We start from the raw sequence: 19,075 nt of genomic DNA, 5'->3' as shown, positions 1-19,075 counted from the left end.
GACGGCGACGGCGACGATGAGGCCGGTGAAGATGAGCTCAAGGGCATGGATCGACATGCTGTCGATCCTAACGGTCGAGCGCTTACAGTCAGCGGCATGCGCCAGCTCGTGATCAAGACCACTGCGGGCCTGGATCGGCCCGAGGCCACCAACCAGGCATTCACCGTCGCGGCCGCCGCCGTGGCTTCCGGGGCAGAGGTGAGCCTCTGGCTCACCGGGGAGTCGGCGTGGTTCGCGCTGCCCGGCCGCGCGGCCGACCTCACGCTCGAGCACGCGACGCCGCTGCCCGACCTGCTGGAGGCCGTCCTGGCCGCGGGAACCGTCACGCTCTGCACCCAGTGCGCCGCGCGCAGGGACATCACCGAGGCGGACGTGCTGCCCGGCGTCCGGATCGCGGGCGCGGCCCTCTTCACGGAGGAGATCCTGCGCGACGGAGCCCAGGCGCTCGTCTACTGAACCAGTACGCCGAGATAGAACTGTGGCGAGATAGAACGCCGGCTCGGCCGGGGTTCTATCTCGCCCTGGTTCTACCTCGGCAGCGTGGTGCTCAGGCGCGGACCAGGCCCGTCCGACGCAGCAGCAGGTACATCTCGCACCCGAGGCACAGGCCGACGACGGCGTTGAGCGCCGCTGCGACGAACGCCACCGCTGCCGCGATCGGCACCGCCGGAAGCACGCCGAAGAACCCGAGGATCACGCCGACCGCGGTGACGAAGAGGCCGACTCCCTGCGCGAAGCGCGGCGGACGCCGGTCCTCCATCTCCGCGGGCGGGCCCAGCCGGGGCCGGACGAACTTCTTGAACAGCATGCCCTGCCACGAGCCCTCGGCTCCGCGCAGCGTGCCGAGCAGGAAGCTCAGCATGATGAACGTGAGCAGCCACAGTCCGGCGGTGCTCGCGCCGAGCAGCACCACGGCTGCCAGCAGCACCGCCGTGATGCTTGCCCCGACGCGCGGTCCGCGCGGGTCGATCCCCTTGTTCACGCTCATGACTGCCCTTCCCCGTCCGCTTCGGCCGCCGCAGTGGGGACCCGGTTGAGTGCCTGTCGTGCCTGCGTGTCGGAGACTACGCCGCTCATGCGGGCCACCTCGCGACCGCCGCCGTCGACCACGAGCACGGTGGGCGTGCGGAGCACGCCCAGGCTGCGCACGAGGTCGAGGTGGTCGTCCACGAGCAGCTCGCGGTGCCCGACGCCGGAGCTCGAGCCGGTGAGCCCGCCGAGCACCCGTGAGGTGGACCGGCACGCGGCGCACACCTCGGCAGAGAACTGCACGAACGTCACCCGGTCCGCGAGCGCGATCCCGGCCGACGCCCAGTCGATGCCGGCCGGCGCCTGCCGGGGCGCGCGCACGGCACCCTGACGTGCCGACCACCACACTCCGAGAGCTGCGGTACCCAGCACGAGCACGACCAGCGCGACCACTTGTCCCAACAACATTTAACCCACGATGCCGTGTGTTGCTCGTCCAGACAAGTCCTCACCTGCAATGACGCCTGTCACATTGCACGCCTGCTCGCTTCTCGCAGGATCGCGCGCGTGATTTCCTTGGCACCACCCCCGCCCGAAGCAGTATTTCTCGTGCCGAAATGCCTACCAAGCCGATGTCGCCCCGGTGGTAACGTGCATGCATCCGCATATATGGGAGAATTTGCTAAGATGGAAGTTTTGCCTACCCGCACCTGGAACGGAATCACCATCCCGGCGGCCGGGAAGTACGCGCTCGACCAGAACCACAAACGGCTCGGCTTTCTCGCCATGCACATGATGGTCAGCCCTGTCCGCGGTGAGTTCGCCGAGGGCGAGGCGTCGGTGCTCGTCGCCGACGACCCCCTGATGTCCCAGGTCAGCTGCACGATCCAGGCGGCGTCCATCGGCACCCACGTGCCCGACCGCGACGCGCACCTGTCCGGCCCCGACTTCCTGGACGTCGAGAACCATCCCACCATCGAGTTCCGCAGCACCGGCTTCCGGATGCGGACGCAGGTGGACCCGATCTTCTCGTGGGCGCGGCTCAAGGCGGGCACCGCGGGACGCCGTCCGCACGACCCGGACCAGCCCGACGGCTCCTTCACGAAGTTCGTCATGGACGGCCTGCTCACGGTCCGCGGCGTCACGCGCCCGGTCTCGCTCGACTGCGAGTTCGGCGGCGTGGGGCACGACCCCTACGGCCAGGACATCTTCGGGTTCCACGGCAGCTGCGACATCGACCGCGAGGAGTGGGGCCTGCTCTGGAACGTCGCGCTCGAGGCCGGCGGCGTCCTGGTCGCGAAGAAGGTCCGCATCGAGATCGCCGGCGAGATGATCCGCCAGTCCTGATCCGTCGGGCCGGATCCGTCGGTCCGGATCCGCAGGTCCCGATCCGTCGGTCCTAGAGGATCACCATCCGGCCCACGACGAACACGAAGATGCCGCAGACCGCCACGGGCAGCGCGGCCGCCGTGAGCCCGGCGAGCCGCGCTCCGCGGGCGGGCAGCCGTTCCAGCAGCAGGTGCAGCGCACCGACCACGACACCGGCGACGAGCCCGCACCACAGGCCGCTCACGGTGTCGATGTCCGGCAGCAGCGTCGCCGCGGCCCCGCCCACCAGCACGGCGGCGACCGCGGAGATCCCCAGCGCCACCCAGCCGCGGACCGGCAGCGCCGCCACGGCAGCGGCGACCGCCAGCGCGACGGCGCTCGTCACCACCAGCGTGGCGCCGGCGTCGGACCGTGCGGCGGCGATCCAGCCGGAGGTCGCGATGGCGGCGACGACACCCGCGACCGTGCCGGATACCGACTCCGTCAGCTGCGGACGGCCGTCGCGGCGCAGCATCTGTGCGATGAACGAGAGCACCACCGCACCGGCCAGGACCGTCGGCAGGTTTCGCAGCACCGGCTCGCCCTGGGTGAAGTACGTGGCGGCCGCCCCGCCGATACCGCAGAGCGCCACGACCAGCCGCGTGCTCCCTGCCGCGGGCAGCCGCAGCAGGGACGGCCAGCCCAGCGCGACGAGAACCACCAGGACCACCACCGCCGCCACGAGGGGCAGCGGCCGGGGCTGGACGTAGGACGCAGCGGCGACGAGGGCTGCGAGGGCAGCGGTCGTCACGGCGCGGGTGGAGACGGACACGACACCGAGTTTTCCAGAGTCTGTCCGAGTTCCTTCAATCTGGGTCCGGGAGAGTGTCCGAAAGAGCCTCCGGACGGGCCGCCGTACCGCCTGATCAGAGGCCTGTGAGAGTCGGGCAACGCGCGTGTCATGTGAGTGTCACGTGTCCTGACCAGCATGGTGGTGTCCAGGAAAAGGGCGTGTAACATGCACGCAACAAGCAACAGGGCAGACTTCCGCAGAGCCAGTTGGACGCGACGGGACGTCTCGCTACAGCGAGACCCGAGCCAGGGACGGTTGCAAGACGCCGGTTCCGAGAGGAGGTGCGTCAATGGCAGAGCTGTTGATCCTCACACCCGCCACCGGTGGGTCTGCCGAGGTACTGCCCGCACTAGGACTGCTTTCGCATCGGGTCCGAGTGCTTCCGATGGAGCCGTCGGCGCTCGTCGACGCCCCGGATGCGGACGTCGTCCTGCTGGATGCCCGCCGTGACCTGGTCGCCGCCCGCACCACCTGCCGGCTGCTGCACGCGACGGGCCTGACCGTGCCGCTCGTGCTGATCCTCACCGAGGGCGGCCTGACCGTGGTGACCCACGAGTGGGGCGCCAACGACCTGCTGCTGGAGACCGCCTCGCCCGCCGAGGTCGAGGCCCGCCTGCGCCTGGTGATCGAGCGCTCGGCGCGCGGCCCGGCCGAGGAGTCGCAGCAGGAGATCTCGGCAGGCGAGCTCGCCATCGACGCCGGCGGGTACACCGCCAGGCTGCGCGGTCGCCCGATCGACCTGACCTACAAGGAGTTCGAGCTCCTCAAGTACCTCGTGCAGCATCCGGGCCGCGTGTTCACGCGTGCGCAGCTGCTGCAGGAGGTCTGGGGCTACGACTACTACGGCGGCACGCGCACCGTCGACGTCCACGTGCGGCGGCTCCGGGCCAAGCTCGGACCTGAGCACGAGCAGCTCATCGGCACGGTCCGCAACGTCGGCTACCGGTTCGACCCGCCGAAGGAACGGCCGATCGAGGAGCTCCCTGCTCCGCCGCCCTCCGCGGCGCTCCCGCCCGCACCGGCGGACGCCGCGACGGCCGGCACGGACGACCCCAACGCGGGGCCGGCCGGGAGACAGGTCGCCCAGACCGGCCACTGAACGGTGGCCGGTAGCCGGGCGCGCGCGGCAGCGACCGCGTAGGTTCGTACCTGTGACCGCACTCTCGGCCCGACCGGCCGTCCGCACGGCAGCCACCAGCGACTACACGTGCGCCCTGGTCGAGGGTCCGTGGCAGCACGAGTTCGTGTCGTCGGGCGGCTCACGCTTCCACGTGGCGGTCGCCGGGACCGAGAGCCGTTCGGCGCCGCTGGTCGTCCTCCTGCACGGTTACCCCGAGTTCTGGTGGGCGTGGCGCGCGCAGATCCCCGCCCTGGCCGACGCCGGCTACCGGGTCGCCGCGATGGACGTGCGCGGTGTGGGCGGGTCGGACAAGCCGCCGTCGGGCTACGGGGTACCCGCGCGGGCGGCGGACGTCGCGGGCGTCGTCCGCTCCCTCGGGCGCGAGCGCGCCGTGGTGGTGGGGCACGGCACGGGCGGCACGCTCGCCTGGGCGATGGGTGCTCTGCACCCCGGTACGACGACGGCGGTCGCCGTGCTGGCCAGCCCGCACCCGGCCCGGGTGCGCCTGCGCAGCCGGGCCGCTTTCACGACGGCGGCCCTGCGCGAGATCGCGTACCTGCAGGTCCCGACCCTGCCTGAGCGGGCACTGGCCCAGGGCGACCTCGTGGAGCGCACGCTCGCGCTGGGCGCGGCCACCCCGCTGCCCGACGACGTGGTCGACCTGTACAAGGCCGTCATGCGGATCCCGTTCGCCGCGCACTCGGCAGCCGAGGCGCTGCGCTGGGCCGTGCGGTCCACACCCCGGATGGACGGCCGCCGGTTCGGTACCGCGCTGCGCCGTCCGCTCGGTGTGCCGACGCTGCAGCTGCAGGGCGGCCGGGACGGCATCGTGCGGCCCGAGCGTGCCGACCTCGATGCCATAGCCCTCGCGCCGGACCTCCACTACGAGCTGATCCCGGGCGCCGGCCACTTCCTGCCCGAGGAAGCCCCGGACGAGGTCAACCGGATCCTGCTGAGGTGGCTGGCCCGGGTGAGTCCCGCGCCGAGCTAGCACTGCTCGGGACGGCACTACTTGAGGGGCAGGCCCGCCGACTCCGAGCGCTCCGGCGCCGGGCGCACCAGCTTCGCCGCCTTGTCGGGGTCCGTCTCACCCGCCCCGTAGGAGGGGCACAGGTCGGCGATGCTGCACGCCCCGCACGCCGGGTTGCGCGCGATGCACACCCGTCGCCCGTGCCAGACGAGGTGGTGGCTGAGCATGGTCCAGTCCTTCTTGGGGAACAGCTCCCCCACCTCGGTCTCGACCTTCACCGGATCCTCCTCGGTGGTGAAGCCGAGCCGTCTCGCCACCCGCCCGAAGTGCGTGTCGACCGTGATCCCCGGGACGCCGAAGGCGTTGCCGAGCACCACGTTCGCCGTCTTGCGCCCGACGCCCGGGAGCGTGACCAGGTCCTTCAGCCGGCCAGGGACCTCGCCGTCGTACCGCTCGACCAGCGCCTGGCCCAGGCCGATCACCGCCCGCGCCTTGGCCCGGAAGAAGCCGAGGGGCCGCAGGATGTCCTCGAGCTCGTCCGGGTCCGCCTCGGCGTAAGCCTGGGCGTCCGGATACATCACGAAGAGCTCCGGCGTGGTCTGGTTGACCCGGACGTCGGTGGTCTGGGCGCTGAGCACGGTCGCGATCAGCAGCTCCAGCGGCGTCGTGAAGTCCAGCTCCGCCCGGGCATCGGGGTAGGTCTCCGCGAGCAGGCGATTGACACGCCGCGCTCTGCGCACGAGCGCCAGCCTGCTCTCCGCCGTGCCCTTCGCCGCGTTCTCGGGTTCGCGTTCCCTGACTGTGGTCACATCGGCCAGACTAACGATCCCCACTGACATAGGCCCCAGACATCGGCCCCTGAGCTCGGCCGCCCGGTTTGGCGCCATGTACCTAGGACGCGGAGTATGAGAAGGTCGAGCACGCATATCTGAGGGCCCCACGAGGGTCCACGTGAATCGAGGAAGAGTCACCATGCCGTACACGCACCACCTGCGCGTCTACCCGTCTGCCGAGCCGCTCAAGCGCACCGACCAGCTCGCCTGGAAGCTCGCGGAGCTCGCCACGGACACCGTCGAACCCACCGCTGAGGTCACCGACATGGTGATCAACCGGGTGATCGACAACGCCGCCGTCGCGGCGGCCAGCCTCACCCGCGGGCCCGCCGTCGCCGCCCGCTCGCAGGCCCAGGCGCACCCGTACCGTCCCGGGTCCACCGTGTTCGGCCTCGCGCCCGAGGCGACGAGCAGCCCCGAGTGGGCGGCGTGGGCCAACGGCGTCGCGGTGCGCGAGCTCGACTTCCACGACACGTTCCTCGCGGCCGAGTACTCCCACCCGGGTGACAACATCCCGCCGATCCTCGCGGTGGCCCAGCACGCGGGCTGCACCGGCAAGGACCTGGTCCGGGGCATCGTGACCGGCTACGAGATCCAGGTGGACCTGGTCCGCACGATCAGCCTGCACAAGCACAAGATCGACCACGTGGCGCACCTCGGCCCGTCGGCGGCGGCCGGCATCGGCACGCTGCTCGGCCTGGACACCGAGACCGTGTTCCAGGCGATCGGCCAGGCCCTGCACACCACCACGGCCACGCGGCAGAGCCGCAAGGGCCAGATCTCCACGTGGAAGGCGCACGCCCCGGCGTTCGCGGGCAAGCTCGCCGTCGAGGCGGTGGACCGTGCGCTGCGCGGCCAGACCTCCCCCGAGCCCATCTACGAGGGTGAGGACGGCGTCGTCGCCTGGCTCCTCGACGGGCCCGACGCCGCCTACGACGTCGTGCTGCCCGAGGCCGGCGAGCCGCGCACCGGCATCCTCGACACGTACACCAAGGAGCACTCCGCGGAGTACCAGGCGCAGGCCGTCATCGACATGGCCCGCGCCCTCGGCAACGAGCGGCCGGAGCTGCGGGACCCCCGGAACATCCAGGGCATCGTGCTGCACACCAGCCACCACACGCACTACGTGATCGGCTCGGGCGCCAACGACCCGCAGAAGTACGACCCGACGGCGTCCCGCGAGACGCTCGACCACTCCGTGCCGTACATCTTCGCCGTCGCGCTGCAGGACGGCGGCTGGCACCACGTCGACTCCTACGCCCCCGAGCGCGCGCAGCGGCCCGACACGGTCGAGCTGTGGCGCAAGGTGACCACCGCCGAGGACGCGGAGTGGACGCGCCGCTACCACTCGACGGACCCCGCCGAGAAGGCGTTCGGCGGCCGCGTGGAGATCACGCTCACCTCGGGCGAGGTCGTGACGCGCGAGATCGCCGTCGCCGACGCCCACCCGCTGGGCGCGCGCCCGTTCGCCCGCGCGAACTACGTCGGCAAGTTCCGCACGCTCGCCGCCGGGATCCTGACGGACGCGGAGATCGAGCGCTTCCTCGGCCTCGCCGAGCGGCTGCCCGAGCTGACGCCCGCCGAGGTCCGTGAGCTCACGATCGTCGCGGCACCCGGTGTGCTGGAGACGGTCAAGTCCCCGACGGGCCTCTTCGAGCTGGGGCAGGCCTGATGCTCTACTCCCACCTCACCGCCGCGGCCAAGCGCCGGGCGTTCCGCGAGGCCCTCGCCGGGCCGGACATCCTTCGCCTCCCCGGCGCGTTCAACCCGCTCAGCGCCAAGCTGATCCAGGACAAGGGGTTCGACGGCGTCTACGTCTCCGGCGCCGTCCTCTCCGCCGACCTCGGCCTGCCCGACATCGGCCTGACCACGCTGACCGAGGTCGCCGGCCGGTCCGGCCAGATCGCCCGGGTCACCGACCTGCCCGTGCTGGCCGACGCCGACACCGGCTTCGGCGAGCCCATGAACGTGGCACGCACGGTCCAGACCATGGAGGACGCCGGCGTGGCCGGCATCCACATCGAGGACCAGGTCAACCCCAAGCGCTGCGGACACCTGGACGGCAAGGAGGTCGTCGGGCTCGACGACGCCGTCCGGCGCATCCGGGCCGCCGTCGACGGCCGCCGCGACCCCGACTTCCTCATCATGGCCCGCACCGACGTGCGCGGCACGGAGCCGGGCGAGCGGGGGCTCAGGCTCGCGATCGACCGCGCCAAGGCCCTGGTCGACGCCGGCGCCGACGCGATCTTCCCGGAGGCGATGAAGGACCTCGCGGAGTTCGAGGCCGTCGCCTCGGCCCTCGACGTCCCGGTGCTCGCCAACATGACGGAGTTCGGCAAGTCCGAGCTCTTCACGGCCAAGCAGCTGCACGACGCCGGAGCCCAGCTCGTGATCTACCCCGTCACCCTGCTGCGGATAGCGATGGGCGCCGCCGAGCGCGCGCTGGAGGAGATCTCGGCGTCCGGCACCCAGGACGCCCTGGTGCCCCAGATGCAGACGCGCGCGCGGCTGTACGAGCTCACCGACTACGCGGCCTACAACCACTTCGACTCGAACGTCTTCACCTACAAGCCCTGATTTCCAAGTCCCGATCTCGAAAACACAACCCTGACTTAGTCTCGACACGAAGGAGTGCTCATGACCGAGACCACGGAGATCCGTAAGGGTCTGGCCGGCGTCGTCGCCGACACGTCGGCGATCTCGAAGGTCAATCCCGAGACCAACTCGCTGCTGTACCGGGGCTATCCGGTGCAGGAGCTGGCCGCGAGGAAGAGCTTCGAGGAGGTCGCCTACCTGCTGTGGCACGGCGAGCTCCCGACGTCGGCCCAGCTGGCCGAGCAGACGGCGACCGAGCGCGTGCACCGCGAGCTCCCGGACAATGTCCGCGACGCCATCCTCGAGCTGCCCACCGACTGCCACCCCATGGACGTGTGCCGCACCGCGGTCTCGATCCTGGGTGCCCACGACCCGGCGGCCGAGGACTCGTCCGTCGAGGCCGAGCTCGCCAAGTCCGTCCGCCTGTGGGCGGTCCTGCCCGCCGTCGTCGCACTGGACCAGCGCCGTCGGCACGGCCAGGAGCTCGTGCACCCGCGCGAGGACCTCGGCTACTCCGCGAACTTCCTGTGGATGGCGTTCGGCAAGGAGGCGGAGCCCGCCGTCGTGCAGGCCTTCGAGGCCTCGATGGTGCTGTACGCGGAGCACTCGTTCAACGCCTCCACGTTCACCGCCCGCGTCATCACCTCGACGCTCGCCGACCTGCACTCCGCCGTCACCGGCGCCATCGGCGCCCTCAAGGGCCCGCTGCACGGCGGTGCCAACGAGGCGGTGCAGGCGACCTTCGAGGAGATCGGCACCGCCGACCGGGCCGAGGCCTGGCTCGAGGACGCCCTGGCGAACAAGAAGAAGATCATGGGTTTCGGCCACCGGGTCTACAAGAACGGCGACTCGCGCGTGCCGACCATGCGCGCCGTGCTCGGCGACCTGGCCGAGCACTACGGCGACACCGCGGTGCTCGACCTGTACGACACCCTCGAGAACGCCATGGGCAGCCGGAAGAACATCAAGCCGAACCTGGACTACCCGGCCGGCCCGGCGTACCACCTGATGGGGTTCGACACGAACATCTTCACGCCGCTGTTCGTGGCCTCGCGCATCACCGGCTGGACCGCGCACATCATGGAGCAGCGAGCGGCCAACGCGCTGATCCGGCCGGTGTGCGAGTACGTGGGCCCGGAGCAGCGCGACGTTCCCTGAGAGGCCCCTGGGACGCCCGTTCCAAACTCCCAGGTGAAACCCCCTAGGATTTATGGACGGGCGTCCTACTTCGCGCCGAGCAAAGCCGACATCCCGCACCTGGCGGACGATCACGTCGGGCTGCACGCCACGCGGACGCCGCGAGAAACCCGATGACCCGGCAATCTCGTGACATTGAGGCAGACTGAGAGGTGGAAAAGACTGATGGACGAAAGTCCCCGACACGTGAGGACACCACTGGTGGACGACGAAGTCGTACTCTCTGCCCCCCTCTTCGCGGACATGGAAGGCGAGGAGACGCGCGCGCTCTTCGAGTCCATGGTGCCCGTGGAGCTGGTCCGGGGTGACGTGCTCTTCCGCGAGGGCGAACCGGGTGACCGGCTCTATGTCATCGCGCAGGGCAAGATCAAGCTGGGTCGCCGGTCGAGTGACGGCCGCGAGAACCTGCTGTCGATCCTCGGCCCTGGTGAGATGTTCGGGGAGCTCTCCCTGTTCGACCCGGGCCCCCGCACCGCCTCCGCCTCCTCCGTGTCGGACTCCGTGGTCTACGAGCTGCGCCACGAGTCGCTCGTGCGCTGGATCGCCGACCACCCGGGTGTCGCCACCCAGCTGCTCGGCGCGTTGGCGCGCCGGCTGCGCCGCACCAACGAGACCCTCGCGGACCTCGTCTTCTCCGATGTGCCCGGCCGTGTGGCCAAGGCGCTGCTGGACCTCTCGACCCGTTTCGGCGAGCCGAACGACGACGGCATCCGCGTCGCGCACGACCTCACCCAGGAGGAGCTGGCGCAGCTCGTCGGCGCCTCCCGCGAGACCGTGAACAAGGCCCTTGCCGACTTCGCGACCCGCGGCTGGGTCCGCCGTGAGGGCCGGGCGGTGGTCCTGCTGGACCTCGACCGCCTGGAGCGGCGGGCGCGCTGAGGCGCCGTCATCTCGTGTGATCGGCAAAAGGTCAGGTGATCGGCAGCTCGGACTGCCGATCACCTGACCTTTTGCCGATCACAGCGGACTGCGGCCGCAGCTACACCGCGCGGGCCGTCAGGGTCATCAGTGTCGCCTCCGGGCGGCACGCGAAGCGGACCTGCGCGTACGGCGACGTCCCGGCCCCCGCCGAGACGTGCAGCCAGGTCGAGCCCTCGCCGCCGTCACGGTCGGGCCGGGCACCGGGCCAGCCGTGCAGGCCGGACGCCCGCGTACGGTCCAGGTCGCAGTTCGTCACGAGCGCGCCGTAGAACGGCAGGCAGAGCTGCCCGCCGTGCGTGTGGCCGGCGATGATCGCGTCGACGCCGTCGGCCCTCAGCTGGTTCAGCACGCGCTTGTACGGCGCGTGCACGACGCCGAGGCGCAGCACCGCGTCCTCCTCACCGGGCACGCGGCCCGGCTCCGGCATGACGTCGCGGTCGAGGTGCGGGTCGTCCATGCCGACCAGCCCGACGGTGCGACCGTCGCGCAGCTCGACCAGGCCCCTGCTGTTGTTCAGGTCCACCCAGCCGGCTTCGGTGAACGCCTTGGTGAGCGACTCCGTGGGCAGCGCCACCTTGTTGCCCGCACCCGGGATGCGAGCATCGGGCAGCAGATACCGCGCCGGATTCTTGAACGACGGCGCGTGGTAGTCGTTCGAACCCATCACGAACGCGCCGGGCACGTCCATGAGCTGGCCGAAGACGTCGAGCAGCGGGGCCAGCGCGTCGGTGTGCCCGAAGTTGTCACCGGTGTTGATCACCAGGTCTGGCTCGAGTGCGGCCAGCGAGCGGACCCAGGCCTGCTTCGTCCGCTGGCTCGGCGTCAGGTGCAGGTCGGAGACGTGGAGCACCCGGATCGGCCGTTGCCCCGGGGGCAGCAGGGGCACGGTCACCCGCCGCACCCGGAAGAGCTTCGTCTCCACGTGCGCATACGCGATTCCTGCGGCTACCACGCCCCCGACGATCCCGAGCGCCTTGCCGACGTTACCCAGCGTTCCCATAGAGATCAGTCGTCCCCGTTGTTGCCGCCGTTGCCGTTCCCGGGGCCGCCACCGTCACCGGCGTCACCACCGCCACCGGTGTCTCCGGAGCCGCCACCCTCGGCCCCACCCTCGTCCCCGGAGCCGCCGCCGTTCGAGCCGCCCTCTTCGTTGTCGTTGTTGTTCGGCTTGGGCGGGGCAGCTCGCTGCCCGACGAGCCTCGGGTCGGGTGCCGGGAAGCTCTGGACGGGCAGGCCGACGACCGCCTGGTCCATGTACGTCTTCCATGTCGGCGCGGCGATCTCACCGCCGTAGAGGGCGTCGTAGTGCTGGCCCTTCACGTAGAAGTTGAAATGCTTGAAGTTGCCGTTGGCCTCCCCGACCCAGACAGAGGTCGAGAGGTTGGGCGTGTAACCCGTGAACCAGCTCTGGTACGCGTCGTTCGTCGTGCCGGTCTTACCAGCCACGTCGCGGCCATCGCTCAGGCCACCGCCGAGCTTCCAGGCCGTTCCCCTGGAGCCGAAGACCTTGGTCATCGCGAAGGCGACGGTGTTCGCCACCTCGGGCTCGAGCGTCTGCTTGCAGTCGCTGCCGGGCACCTTCATCTTTGCGCCGTCCCGCTCCCGCACCTCGAGGATCGCGATCGGCGCGCAGTAGGTGCCGCCGCTGGCGAACGTCGCGTACGAGGCCGCCTGGTAGACCGGCGTCGTCGACTGGGTACCCAGCACCATCGGGGCGAAGACGTCGATGTCCGTCTCCTTGGGGACGTCGATGAGCCGCGGCGACGGGTCGGACGACGTGGTCGGCCGGAAGCCCGCGTCCCAGGCCGTACCGGCCACGTTGCACAGGTTGAGCTCGTGCGACATGCGGGCGTAGACGGTGTTGAGCGACTGGAACGTGCCGGTGAGCACGTCCGTCATGCCGCTGGTCGAGCCCTCGACGTTCCCGACGTTCCAGACGTCTCCACCGAGACCCCGCTTGCAGGGCTGAACCTGGAAGGACGAGACCTGCGCCGAGTACGCGCTCGCGCTGATGGGGTCGTACAGCTGCCGGCCGGAGCGCAGCCACTCCGCGAGGATGTACGGCTTGAAGTTCGAGCCGGCCTGGAAACCGCGCGACCCACCGTGCGAGATGTCCGCCGAGTAGTTCAGCGAGGTGTGCCGGGGTGCAGGCTCGGCACCCGCGTCGTAAGGGATGTTCTGGGCCATGGCCAGGATCTTCCCGGTGCCGGGCTCGACCGAGGTGATCGCGGCCTCGAGCTGGCTCGGGTCGTTGGCCGGGACCGCGTCGTTGATCGTCGCCTCGGCCGCACGCTGCTTCTTGATGTCCAGCGTGGTGGTGATCTTGAGGCCACCGCGGTACAGCAGGCTGGAGCGCTCGTCCCTGGTCTTCCCGAACTCCGGGCTGGACATGACTTCCTTGATCACGTAGTCGCAGAAGAACGCCGCGCCCTTCGCGGACTCGCAGCCGACGTCGAGCGGCTGGACGTCGAGGGTGTCCGCCAGCGGCGTCCCCAGCGCCTTGTCGCGCTCCTCGGTGGTGATGTAGCCGAGCTGCCACATCTTGCCGATGACGAGGTCACGCCGCACCTCGGCGTTCTCGGGGTTCTCCAGCGGGTCGAACTGGTTCGGCGCCTTGGTGATACCGGCGATCGTCGCCGCCTCGACCACGGACAGCTTGCTCGACGACTTGTTGAAGTAGTGCCGCGAGGCCGTCTCGACGCCGTAGACACTTGCGCCGAACTGCGCGATGTTCAGATAGCCCTGCAGGATCTCGTCCTTGGACATCTCCTTCTCGAGCGCGATCGCCAGCTTCGCCTCGCGAAGCTTTCGCGTCAGCGAGTCCTCGCGAGCCTCCAGGATGCCGAAGGCGTCGCCCGACCGGTCGGCCTCCTCGATCAGGACGTTCTTCACGTACTGCTGGGTGAGCGTCGAGGCGCCCTGGGTGTCGCCGCCGCCGAAGTTCTTGAGCGCAGCGCGCGAGATGCCCTCGGGGTCCACGCCGCCGTGGTTGTAGAAGCGCTCGTCCTCGATGGAGATCACGGCGTTCTTCATGTGATCCGACACCTTGTCGAGCGGCACGACGATGCGGTTCTGCTCGTAGAACGTCGCCAGCTTCGTCTTGCCGTCGCTCGCGTAGATCTGGGACTGCTCCGACAGCGGTCCCGGAACCAGCTCGGCAGGCACCTCCTCGAACACTTCGACGCCCGTGTCGACGGCGGTGTTCACGCCGGACGCCAGCGGGATCACGAGCCCGGCCGCGATCACGCCACCAGCGCCTGCGGTGAGCACGAATGCGAGAAGGAGTCCGATGAGCTGCGCGGCGGGGATGGTTCGGGTGATCCGGCGCGGCTCGCGAGGGTTCGCCATGGCCATGGGCCCAGGTTACGGGGTGTCCCTGACAGGGCGCGTCCAAACCGGACTCGCCCGTGTGCAGGTCTCGTAGGGAATCGCCGCCGCCGTTCGCGGGCTAGCATCGTCGCCATGGCAACGAAGTGGGAGTACGCGACGATCCCCCTCCTCATTCACAACACCAAGGCGATCCTCGACCAGTGGGGCTCGGACGGCTGGGAGCTCGTGCAGGTGGTCCCCGGACCCGACGGCACCGGTCTCGTCGCCTATCTGAAGCGGCCCGGCGGTGACGCATGAGCTTTGAGAAGCGTCTCGCCGAGCTCGGCATCACGCTCCCCGAGGTAGCGGCTCCGGTCGCGGCGTACGTCCCGGCGGTGCAGACCGGCAGCTACATCTACACGTCCGGCCAGCTGCCCTTCGTCGAGGGCAAGCTGCCCGCGACCGGCAAGGTGGGCGAGGGCGAGGGCCTGGTCTCCGCCGACGACGCCGCGGTCTACGCACGCACCTGTGCGCTCAACGCGCTCGCCGCGGTCCGGTCGGTCACGGGCTCGCTCGACTCGATCTCACGGATCGTGAAGGTCGTCGGGTTCGTCGCGAGCGACCCGTCGTTCACCGGTCAGCCCGGGGTCATCAACGGCGCCAGCTCGGTGCTCGGCGAGATCTTCGGCGACGCCGGTGTGCACGCCCGCTCCGCCGTCGGCGTGGCAGTACTTCCGCTGGACTCGCCGGTCGAGGTAGAGCTCGTCGTCGAGCTGGTTTAGCGCTTCCGCAGCGGCCCGGAACGGGCGTGATCGGACCCACTCCGGATTCGGTTTCCGTTCCGGGCCCTGCGTCGGCTATCCTGAGCAGGCTCCCGCGGAAAGGCTTCGTGCCTGTCGTGCGGTGAACTCAATCGGGGTGTGGCGCAGCTTGGTAGCGCGCTTCGTTCGGGACGAAGAGGTCGCAGGTTCAAATCCTGTCACCCCGACCATGTGAAAGACCCTCTGGCCAGCAGAAATGCTTGGTCAGGGGGTCTTTCTCATTGCGCGGCGAGGGCAGATGCCGGAATCCGGTGCCCGCCTCGAGTCGACGACCTCGGGCCGACGTCTCCTGGGCGCATACCCGCTGAACCGGCCGCCGTCGGGCGCTCGTGCCTGCCCAGCGCACCGGTGCAAGACTTGGGACCAACCCAGCACGGGAGGCCTCGATGGATCCGTATGTCCTCGTCGGTGGCGGGCTGACCACAGCCCGCGCCGCAGAAGCGCTTCGCACCGGTGGTTACGACGGCGACCTGGTGGTCGTCACGGCCGAACCCCACCATCCGTACGAGCGCCCGCCGCTGAGCAAGGACTACCTACGCGGCGAGTCGGAGCGGGACGTCGTCTTCCCGCTGGACGAGGCCTGGTACGCCGAGCACGACGTCACCGTCCAGGTCAACGAGACGGTGGTCGGGCTGGACGCGGTCGGACACACCCTGACCCTGTCCGACGGCGGCACGCTCGCCTTCGCGAAGGCGCTCCTCGCCCCCGGGTCCACGCCGCGGGCGCTCGGCCTGCCCGGTGCGGATCTCGCCGGAGTGCACTACCTCCGCACCATCGACGACTCGGACCGCATCTCCAGCACGCTGCTCGAGGCGTCCCTGGAGGGCGTGGGCCGCCTCGTCGTGATCGGCGACGGGTGGATCGGGCTCGAGGTGGCCGCATCGGCACGGTCCCTGGGCCTGGACGTCACCGTGGTCGGTCGGGGCTCCCACCCCCTCGGACGGGTGCTCGGGCCCGAGATGAGCGACTTCTACGCGGGTGTGCACGCCGAGCACGAGGTCCACCTGCTCCGCAACGCCTCCGTCACGCGGATCCACGGCGCCGACGGCCGCGTCACCGGCGTCGACCTGTCGGACGGAAGGCACGTCGGAGCCGATGTCGTCGTGATCGGCGTGGGTGCCACGCCGAATGTCGGGCTCGCAGAGGTCGCGGGCCTCGACGTCCGTCCGGCGGCGCAGGGCGGAGGCGTCGTCGTGGACGGCACGCTGGCGACGTCACACCCCGACGTGTTCGCTGGAGGTGACGTGGCCAGCATTCCGTCGCCCCACTACGGGCGTCCGCTCCGGGTGGAGCACTGGGCCACCGCCCAGCGGACCGGCTCGCATGCGGGCCGGGCCATGCTCGGGGCTACCGACCAGTACGACAAGCTGCCCTACTTCTACAGCGACCAGTACGACGTCGGCATGGAGTACACCGGCTGGGTGGATGTCGAGGCCGGTTACGACGACGTAGTGATCTCCGGCGACGCCGGCTCACGAGAGTTCGTGGCGTTCTGGCGCGTCGACGGGCAGGTGGCGGCCGGCATGGCGGTGAACGTGTGGGAGCAGATGGGGCGTGTGGAGGAACTGATCAGGTCCCGGAAGAAGGTGTCGACGGCCGAGCTGGAGGGCTTCGTCGGCTGATCACGGGTGGCACCATTCCCGTGTGTCGCCACTCCACCGGGCCCTCGTGCTCGCCGCCGTCTCCGCTCTCGTGCTCGCCGGCTGCGCCCCGGGCACGGGGCAGCCCCCGGCCGAGATCCGGACGGCCGCCGACTCGGTGCGCGACCTGGACGGCGTGGTCGCCGTCGAGGTCACCAGGAGCAGCCCGATCGAGCCCCCCAGCGGCAACTTCGGGCAGCGTGAGCAGGCCGCGCCGAGCACGGTGAGCGTGAGGGTCAGGCTGGACGAGACGCTCGGGGCGGACGGCGCCGGGGCGGTCACCGCAGAGGCACAGTCGCTCCTCGCGGCCGACGCCGACCTGCTGGAGAGCCGTGACCAGGTCTCGCTGTCCGTGGAGTACTACACGGAGACCGAGGGGTCGGGCGCCACGCAGGGCGGGTACGGCGAAGGCCCGTCGCTGCACGTCACCACAGGTGCCGGTCCCACGACGAAGGTGGTGCGCGACGCCGCGACGGACGCCTTCCACCTGCGAGAGGCGGGTGCCGTCTCGGTGACGATCAGCCTCGGTGACGGCCCCGGCACCTGGGAGGACGACCCGAGCGCAGCGACGGCCCAGGTCCGTGCCCTGTCCGTCGATGCCCTGCCGGGCCTGGCCGGCACCGCCGTCGAGCTCGACCGCTCCGCCGATCTCTCCGCGTCCGGCGCCGACTTCCGGTCGGCGGGCCGGGTGCCCGACGTCGGCGCCGTGGCCCTGCTGGTCGCCGCCGCCGAGCGTCCGGACGTCAGTAGCGCGACGTACCTGACCCAGGAGCGGCGGCTGACCGTACGGGCCGACACGACGTCGCCCGCGTAGGACCTCACCGCGCTCCACCGGTGGCTCGACCGACAGGAGTACGCACGAGCGAGCGGGAACCACGTGGCCTACACGGTTGTCGACGCCGAACAGACCGAGACGACCGGCTGGGTCTCTGGTCTCGAACCGCGCGCCCGGGACACCGACGCCCTCCCGCTACCCGAAGGCGCCGCGCCGTGGCCGGCCGACCCCGCCGCCCCCGACTGCACCGGCGACGACCTCGAGGTCACCTTCGGCGTCGTGGACTCCTCGCTCGGCACGCGTGCGGCGCACGTGCGCGCCCGCAACATGTCGGGCGCGCCGTGCGCGATCGAGGACGTCCCGGACCTGATCTTCCGCAACGAGGCCGGTCAGGCGCAGGAGAACGTCACTATCACCCTGGGCGACGTCGGACCCGCCCGCGTGGTGGTGCCCGACGGCGAGTACGTCCTGTCCGCCTTCCTGTGGCGCGCGATGTCCACGGTCAACGACCCGGACACGACCACGACGGTCGAGGTCACCCCCGTCGCCGGCGCCGAGCCGGTCCGGCTCGACGCCACCACGGACGGCACGCGGGCGTCGGGCCTCGACGTCCTCGACGGTGCCGAGGTGCGCCAGAGCCCGTGGACCCAGGCCGGCCCGCCGCCCGAGGACCCCCTGACGGCCGGCTGACCCCTGCCGCCTCAAACCGCGAACAGCAGCCCCGCGCTCACGAGCACGACGACGGCTGTGGCGAAGTGGACCCCGAACGCGACGGCCTTGCTCCCACCGTGGCGGAGCACGATCACCGTGTCGCCGAGCGGGGCTATCGCCACGGCGAGCATGAACCAGGCCCCGGCGAGCGGCCCCGCGAAGGCAAGCAGCGCGAGACCGACGATGCCGAAGGTGGCATCGCGAAGCCCCTTGATCTCGAGGTAGGCCCGGTCCTGCGTCGCGGGGACGCCGTAGCCGGCGGCGGCGGGGAAGGGCTGGAGCAGGAACCGCGCCCCGATGAACAGGATGAACAGGTTCAGGACTACGGCCAGGCTGTACGCAACAACGGTCATGACAACTCCTTGCTAGCGCTGATAGTTGATGTAGCAACGCTAGCAGAGCGAGAGCAGATTGCCTAGCAGCGCTAGGATCTGCTCATGACGATTGAGACGCGCCGTGAGCGCGAGCGGGCGCAGCGGGAACAGATGATCGTCACCGCTGCCCGGGAGCTGGCCGAGGCCGAGGGGTGGGAGGCGGTCACCACCCGGCGGCTCGCCGCAGAGATCGAGTACAGCCAGCCTGTTCTCTACAGCCACTTCAAGGGCAAGGGCGCCATCATGACGGCGGTCGCCGTCCAGGGCTTCGAGGAGCTGGCGGTCGAGGTGCGCGCCGCTCGGACCGCAGCCCGGGGAACGCGCGAGGCCCTCGCCGCCGTGGCGGCGGCCTACACCGACTTCGCCCAGAAGCGGCCCGCGCTCTACGACGCGATGTTCACGCACGCCGTCGATCTGACGTTCGCCAGCCCCGACGGGCCGGCGTACCTACGCGACGGCTTCGACGAGCTGCTTCAGGCAGTCCGGCCGCTGGCCGGGGACGACGATCCCGGCATCCTCACCGAGACCTTCTGGGCCGGTCTGCACGGCATCGCGATGCTGGAACGCAGCGGCCGGCTGCCTGCCGAGGCACACGACCACCGGCTGGACCTGCTGGTCGGCCGCTTCGCGCCGGCCGCGGGCTGACGACGCCGCTGGTCGAGCTCGCCGAGACGGGTCT

Annotated in this window: 21 protein-coding genes and 1 tRNA gene; 15 read left to right on the top strand and 7 right to left on the bottom strand. The window is 70.5% G+C overall.

From position 1 onward, the window contains the following. Positions 1-96: 96 nt before the first annotated feature. Positions 97-456 carry a DsrE family protein gene (locus ACNYC2_RS00875; RefSeq protein ID WP_419705250.1) on the top strand — a complete coding sequence of 120 codons (360 nt, stop codon included), beginning with the start codon at positions 97-99 and terminating at the stop codon, positions 454-456. Positions 457-547: 91 nt separating this feature from the next. Here the strand turns inward: ACNYC2_RS00875 and ACNYC2_RS00870 are convergent, their stop codons facing one another. Together ACNYC2_RS00870 and ACNYC2_RS00865 are read right to left on the bottom strand one after the other, a co-directional pair. After that, positions 548-988 (bottom strand): DUF4395 domain-containing protein, encoded by a 441-nt coding sequence (locus ACNYC2_RS00870; protein WP_377140117.1) that lies wholly within the window; start codon positions 986-988, stop codon positions 548-550. Further along, complete coding sequence (locus ACNYC2_RS00865) at positions 985-1,437, bottom strand: thioredoxin family protein (RefSeq protein ID WP_377140115.1); 453 nt, start codon at positions 1,435-1,437, stop codon at positions 985-987. Before ACNYC2_RS00865 ends, ACNYC2_RS00870 begins: the two co-directional genes overlap by 4 nt. Positions 1,438-1,656: 219 nt before the next feature. Here ACNYC2_RS00865 and ACNYC2_RS00860 point away from each other — a divergent pair, with 219 nt between their 5' ends. Continuing rightward, complete coding sequence (locus tag ACNYC2_RS00860) at positions 1,657-2,316, top strand: YceI family protein (RefSeq protein ID WP_419705249.1); 660 nt, start codon at positions 1,657-1,659, stop codon at positions 2,314-2,316. Between the two features lie 52 nt (positions 2,317-2,368). On the opposite strand, the gene ACNYC2_RS00855 is transcribed toward ACNYC2_RS00860, so the two are convergent. Beyond that, positions 2,369-3,109 carry a hypothetical protein gene (locus ACNYC2_RS00855; protein WP_419705248.1) on the bottom strand — a complete coding sequence of 247 codons (741 nt, stop codon included), beginning with the start codon at positions 3,107-3,109 and terminating at the stop codon, positions 2,369-2,371. Between the two features lie 310 nt (positions 3,110-3,419). Between ACNYC2_RS00855 and ACNYC2_RS00850 the strand changes: the two genes are divergently transcribed. Further along, positions 3,420-4,229: a winged helix-turn-helix transcriptional regulator gene (locus ACNYC2_RS00850; RefSeq protein ID WP_419705247.1), complete on the top strand. Its 810-nt coding sequence runs from the start codon at positions 3,420-3,422 to the stop codon at positions 4,227-4,229. Positions 4,230-4,281: 52 nt separating this feature from the next. Further along, positions 4,282-5,241 carry an alpha/beta fold hydrolase gene (locus tag ACNYC2_RS00845; protein WP_419705246.1) on the top strand — a complete coding sequence of 320 codons (960 nt, stop codon included), beginning with the start codon at positions 4,282-4,284 and terminating at the stop codon, positions 5,239-5,241. A gap of 17 nt (positions 5,242-5,258) precedes the next feature. Here the strand turns inward: ACNYC2_RS00845 and nth are convergent, their stop codons facing one another. Further along, complete coding sequence (nth, locus tag ACNYC2_RS00840) at positions 5,259-6,029, bottom strand: endonuclease III (protein WP_419705245.1); 771 nt, start codon at positions 6,027-6,029, stop codon at positions 5,259-5,261. A 163-nt stretch (positions 6,030-6,192) separates the two neighbouring features. Here nth and ACNYC2_RS00835 point away from each other — a divergent pair, with 163 nt between their 5' ends. The 4 genes from ACNYC2_RS00835 to ACNYC2_RS00820 all read left to right on the top strand — a co-directional run bounded on the left by ACNYC2_RS00835 (position 6,193) and on the right by ACNYC2_RS00820 (position 10,724). Next, positions 6,193-7,725 (top strand): MmgE/PrpD family protein, encoded by a 1,533-nt coding sequence (locus tag ACNYC2_RS00835; protein ID WP_419705244.1) that lies wholly within the window; start codon positions 6,193-6,195, stop codon positions 7,723-7,725. Then, entirely contained in the window at positions 7,725-8,630 is a 906-nt protein-coding gene (gene prpB, locus ACNYC2_RS00830; RefSeq protein WP_419705243.1) for a methylisocitrate lyase, read from the top strand. The genes ACNYC2_RS00835 and prpB overlap by 1 nt, the downstream gene beginning before the upstream one ends. A gap of 60 nt (positions 8,631-8,690) precedes the next feature. Beyond that, positions 8,691-9,806, top strand: coding sequence for a bifunctional 2-methylcitrate synthase/citrate synthase (locus ACNYC2_RS00825; RefSeq protein ID WP_377140097.1), 1,116 nt, complete (start codon positions 8,691-8,693; stop codon positions 9,804-9,806). 240 nt (positions 9,807-10,046) lie between these two features. Continuing rightward, positions 10,047-10,724: a Crp/Fnr family transcriptional regulator gene (locus ACNYC2_RS00820; RefSeq protein WP_116677089.1), complete on the top strand. Its 678-nt coding sequence runs from the start codon at positions 10,047-10,049 to the stop codon at positions 10,722-10,724. 100 nt (positions 10,725-10,824) lie between these two features. On the opposite strand, the gene ACNYC2_RS00815 is transcribed toward ACNYC2_RS00820, so the two are convergent. Further along, on the bottom strand, positions 10,825-11,766 hold the full coding sequence (locus ACNYC2_RS00815) for a metallophosphoesterase (protein WP_419705242.1): 942 nt from the start codon (positions 11,764-11,766) through the stop codon (positions 10,825-10,827). 5 nt (positions 11,767-11,771) lie between these two features. Next, complete coding sequence (locus tag ACNYC2_RS00810) at positions 11,772-14,120, bottom strand: transglycosylase domain-containing protein (protein WP_419705241.1); 2,349 nt, start codon at positions 14,118-14,120, stop codon at positions 11,772-11,774. Between the two features lie 108 nt (positions 14,121-14,228). Between ACNYC2_RS00810 and ACNYC2_RS00805 the strand changes: the two genes are divergently transcribed. From ACNYC2_RS00805 to ACNYC2_RS00780, 6 genes are all read left to right on the top strand, one after another. Next, positions 14,229-14,393, top strand: a complete 165-nt coding sequence (locus ACNYC2_RS00805; RefSeq protein WP_116677091.1) for a DUF4177 domain-containing protein — start codon at positions 14,229-14,231, stop codon at positions 14,391-14,393. After that, a complete protein-coding gene (locus ACNYC2_RS00800; protein ID WP_419705240.1) occupies positions 14,390-14,857 on the top strand; it encodes a RidA family protein in 468 nt (155 codons plus the stop codon). Before ACNYC2_RS00805 ends, ACNYC2_RS00800 begins: the two co-directional genes overlap by 4 nt. Before the next feature lie 132 nt (positions 14,858-14,989). After that, positions 14,990-15,066, top strand: a tRNA-Pro gene (locus ACNYC2_RS00795). Between the two features lie 216 nt (positions 15,067-15,282). Further along, positions 15,283-16,518: an NAD(P)/FAD-dependent oxidoreductase gene (locus ACNYC2_RS00790; RefSeq protein ID WP_419705239.1), complete on the top strand. Its 1,236-nt coding sequence runs from the start codon at positions 15,283-15,285 to the stop codon at positions 16,516-16,518. 22 nt (positions 16,519-16,540) lie between these two features. Next, complete coding sequence (locus tag ACNYC2_RS00785; protein ID WP_419705238.1) at positions 16,541-17,350, top strand: hypothetical protein; 810 nt, start codon at positions 16,541-16,543, stop codon at positions 17,348-17,350. Positions 17,351-17,413: 63 nt separating this feature from the next. Beyond that, positions 17,414-18,001, top strand: a complete 588-nt coding sequence (locus ACNYC2_RS00780; protein WP_419705237.1) for a DUF4232 domain-containing protein — start codon at positions 17,414-17,416, stop codon at positions 17,999-18,001. A gap of 11 nt (positions 18,002-18,012) precedes the next feature. Here ACNYC2_RS00780 and ACNYC2_RS00775 read toward each other — a convergent pair whose 3' ends face one another. Then, on the bottom strand, positions 18,013-18,375 hold the full coding sequence (locus ACNYC2_RS00775; protein WP_419705236.1) for a DUF4267 domain-containing protein: 363 nt from the start codon (positions 18,373-18,375) through the stop codon (positions 18,013-18,015). 84 nt (positions 18,376-18,459) lie between these two features. Here ACNYC2_RS00775 and ACNYC2_RS00770 point away from each other — a divergent pair, with 84 nt between their 5' ends. Continuing rightward, positions 18,460-19,041 (top strand): TetR/AcrR family transcriptional regulator, encoded by a 582-nt coding sequence (locus ACNYC2_RS00770; RefSeq protein ID WP_419705235.1) that lies wholly within the window; start codon positions 18,460-18,462, stop codon positions 19,039-19,041. Positions 19,042-19,075 lie beyond the last annotated feature (34 nt).

This window comes from Promicromonospora sp. NFX87 (assembly GCF_048564965.1).
Taxonomy (GTDB): Bacteria; Actinomycetota; Actinomycetes; order Actinomycetales; family Cellulomonadaceae; genus Promicromonospora.
Note: the sequence above shows the minus strand (reverse complement) of the source record. Positions and strands in the feature narration are given on the sequence as shown.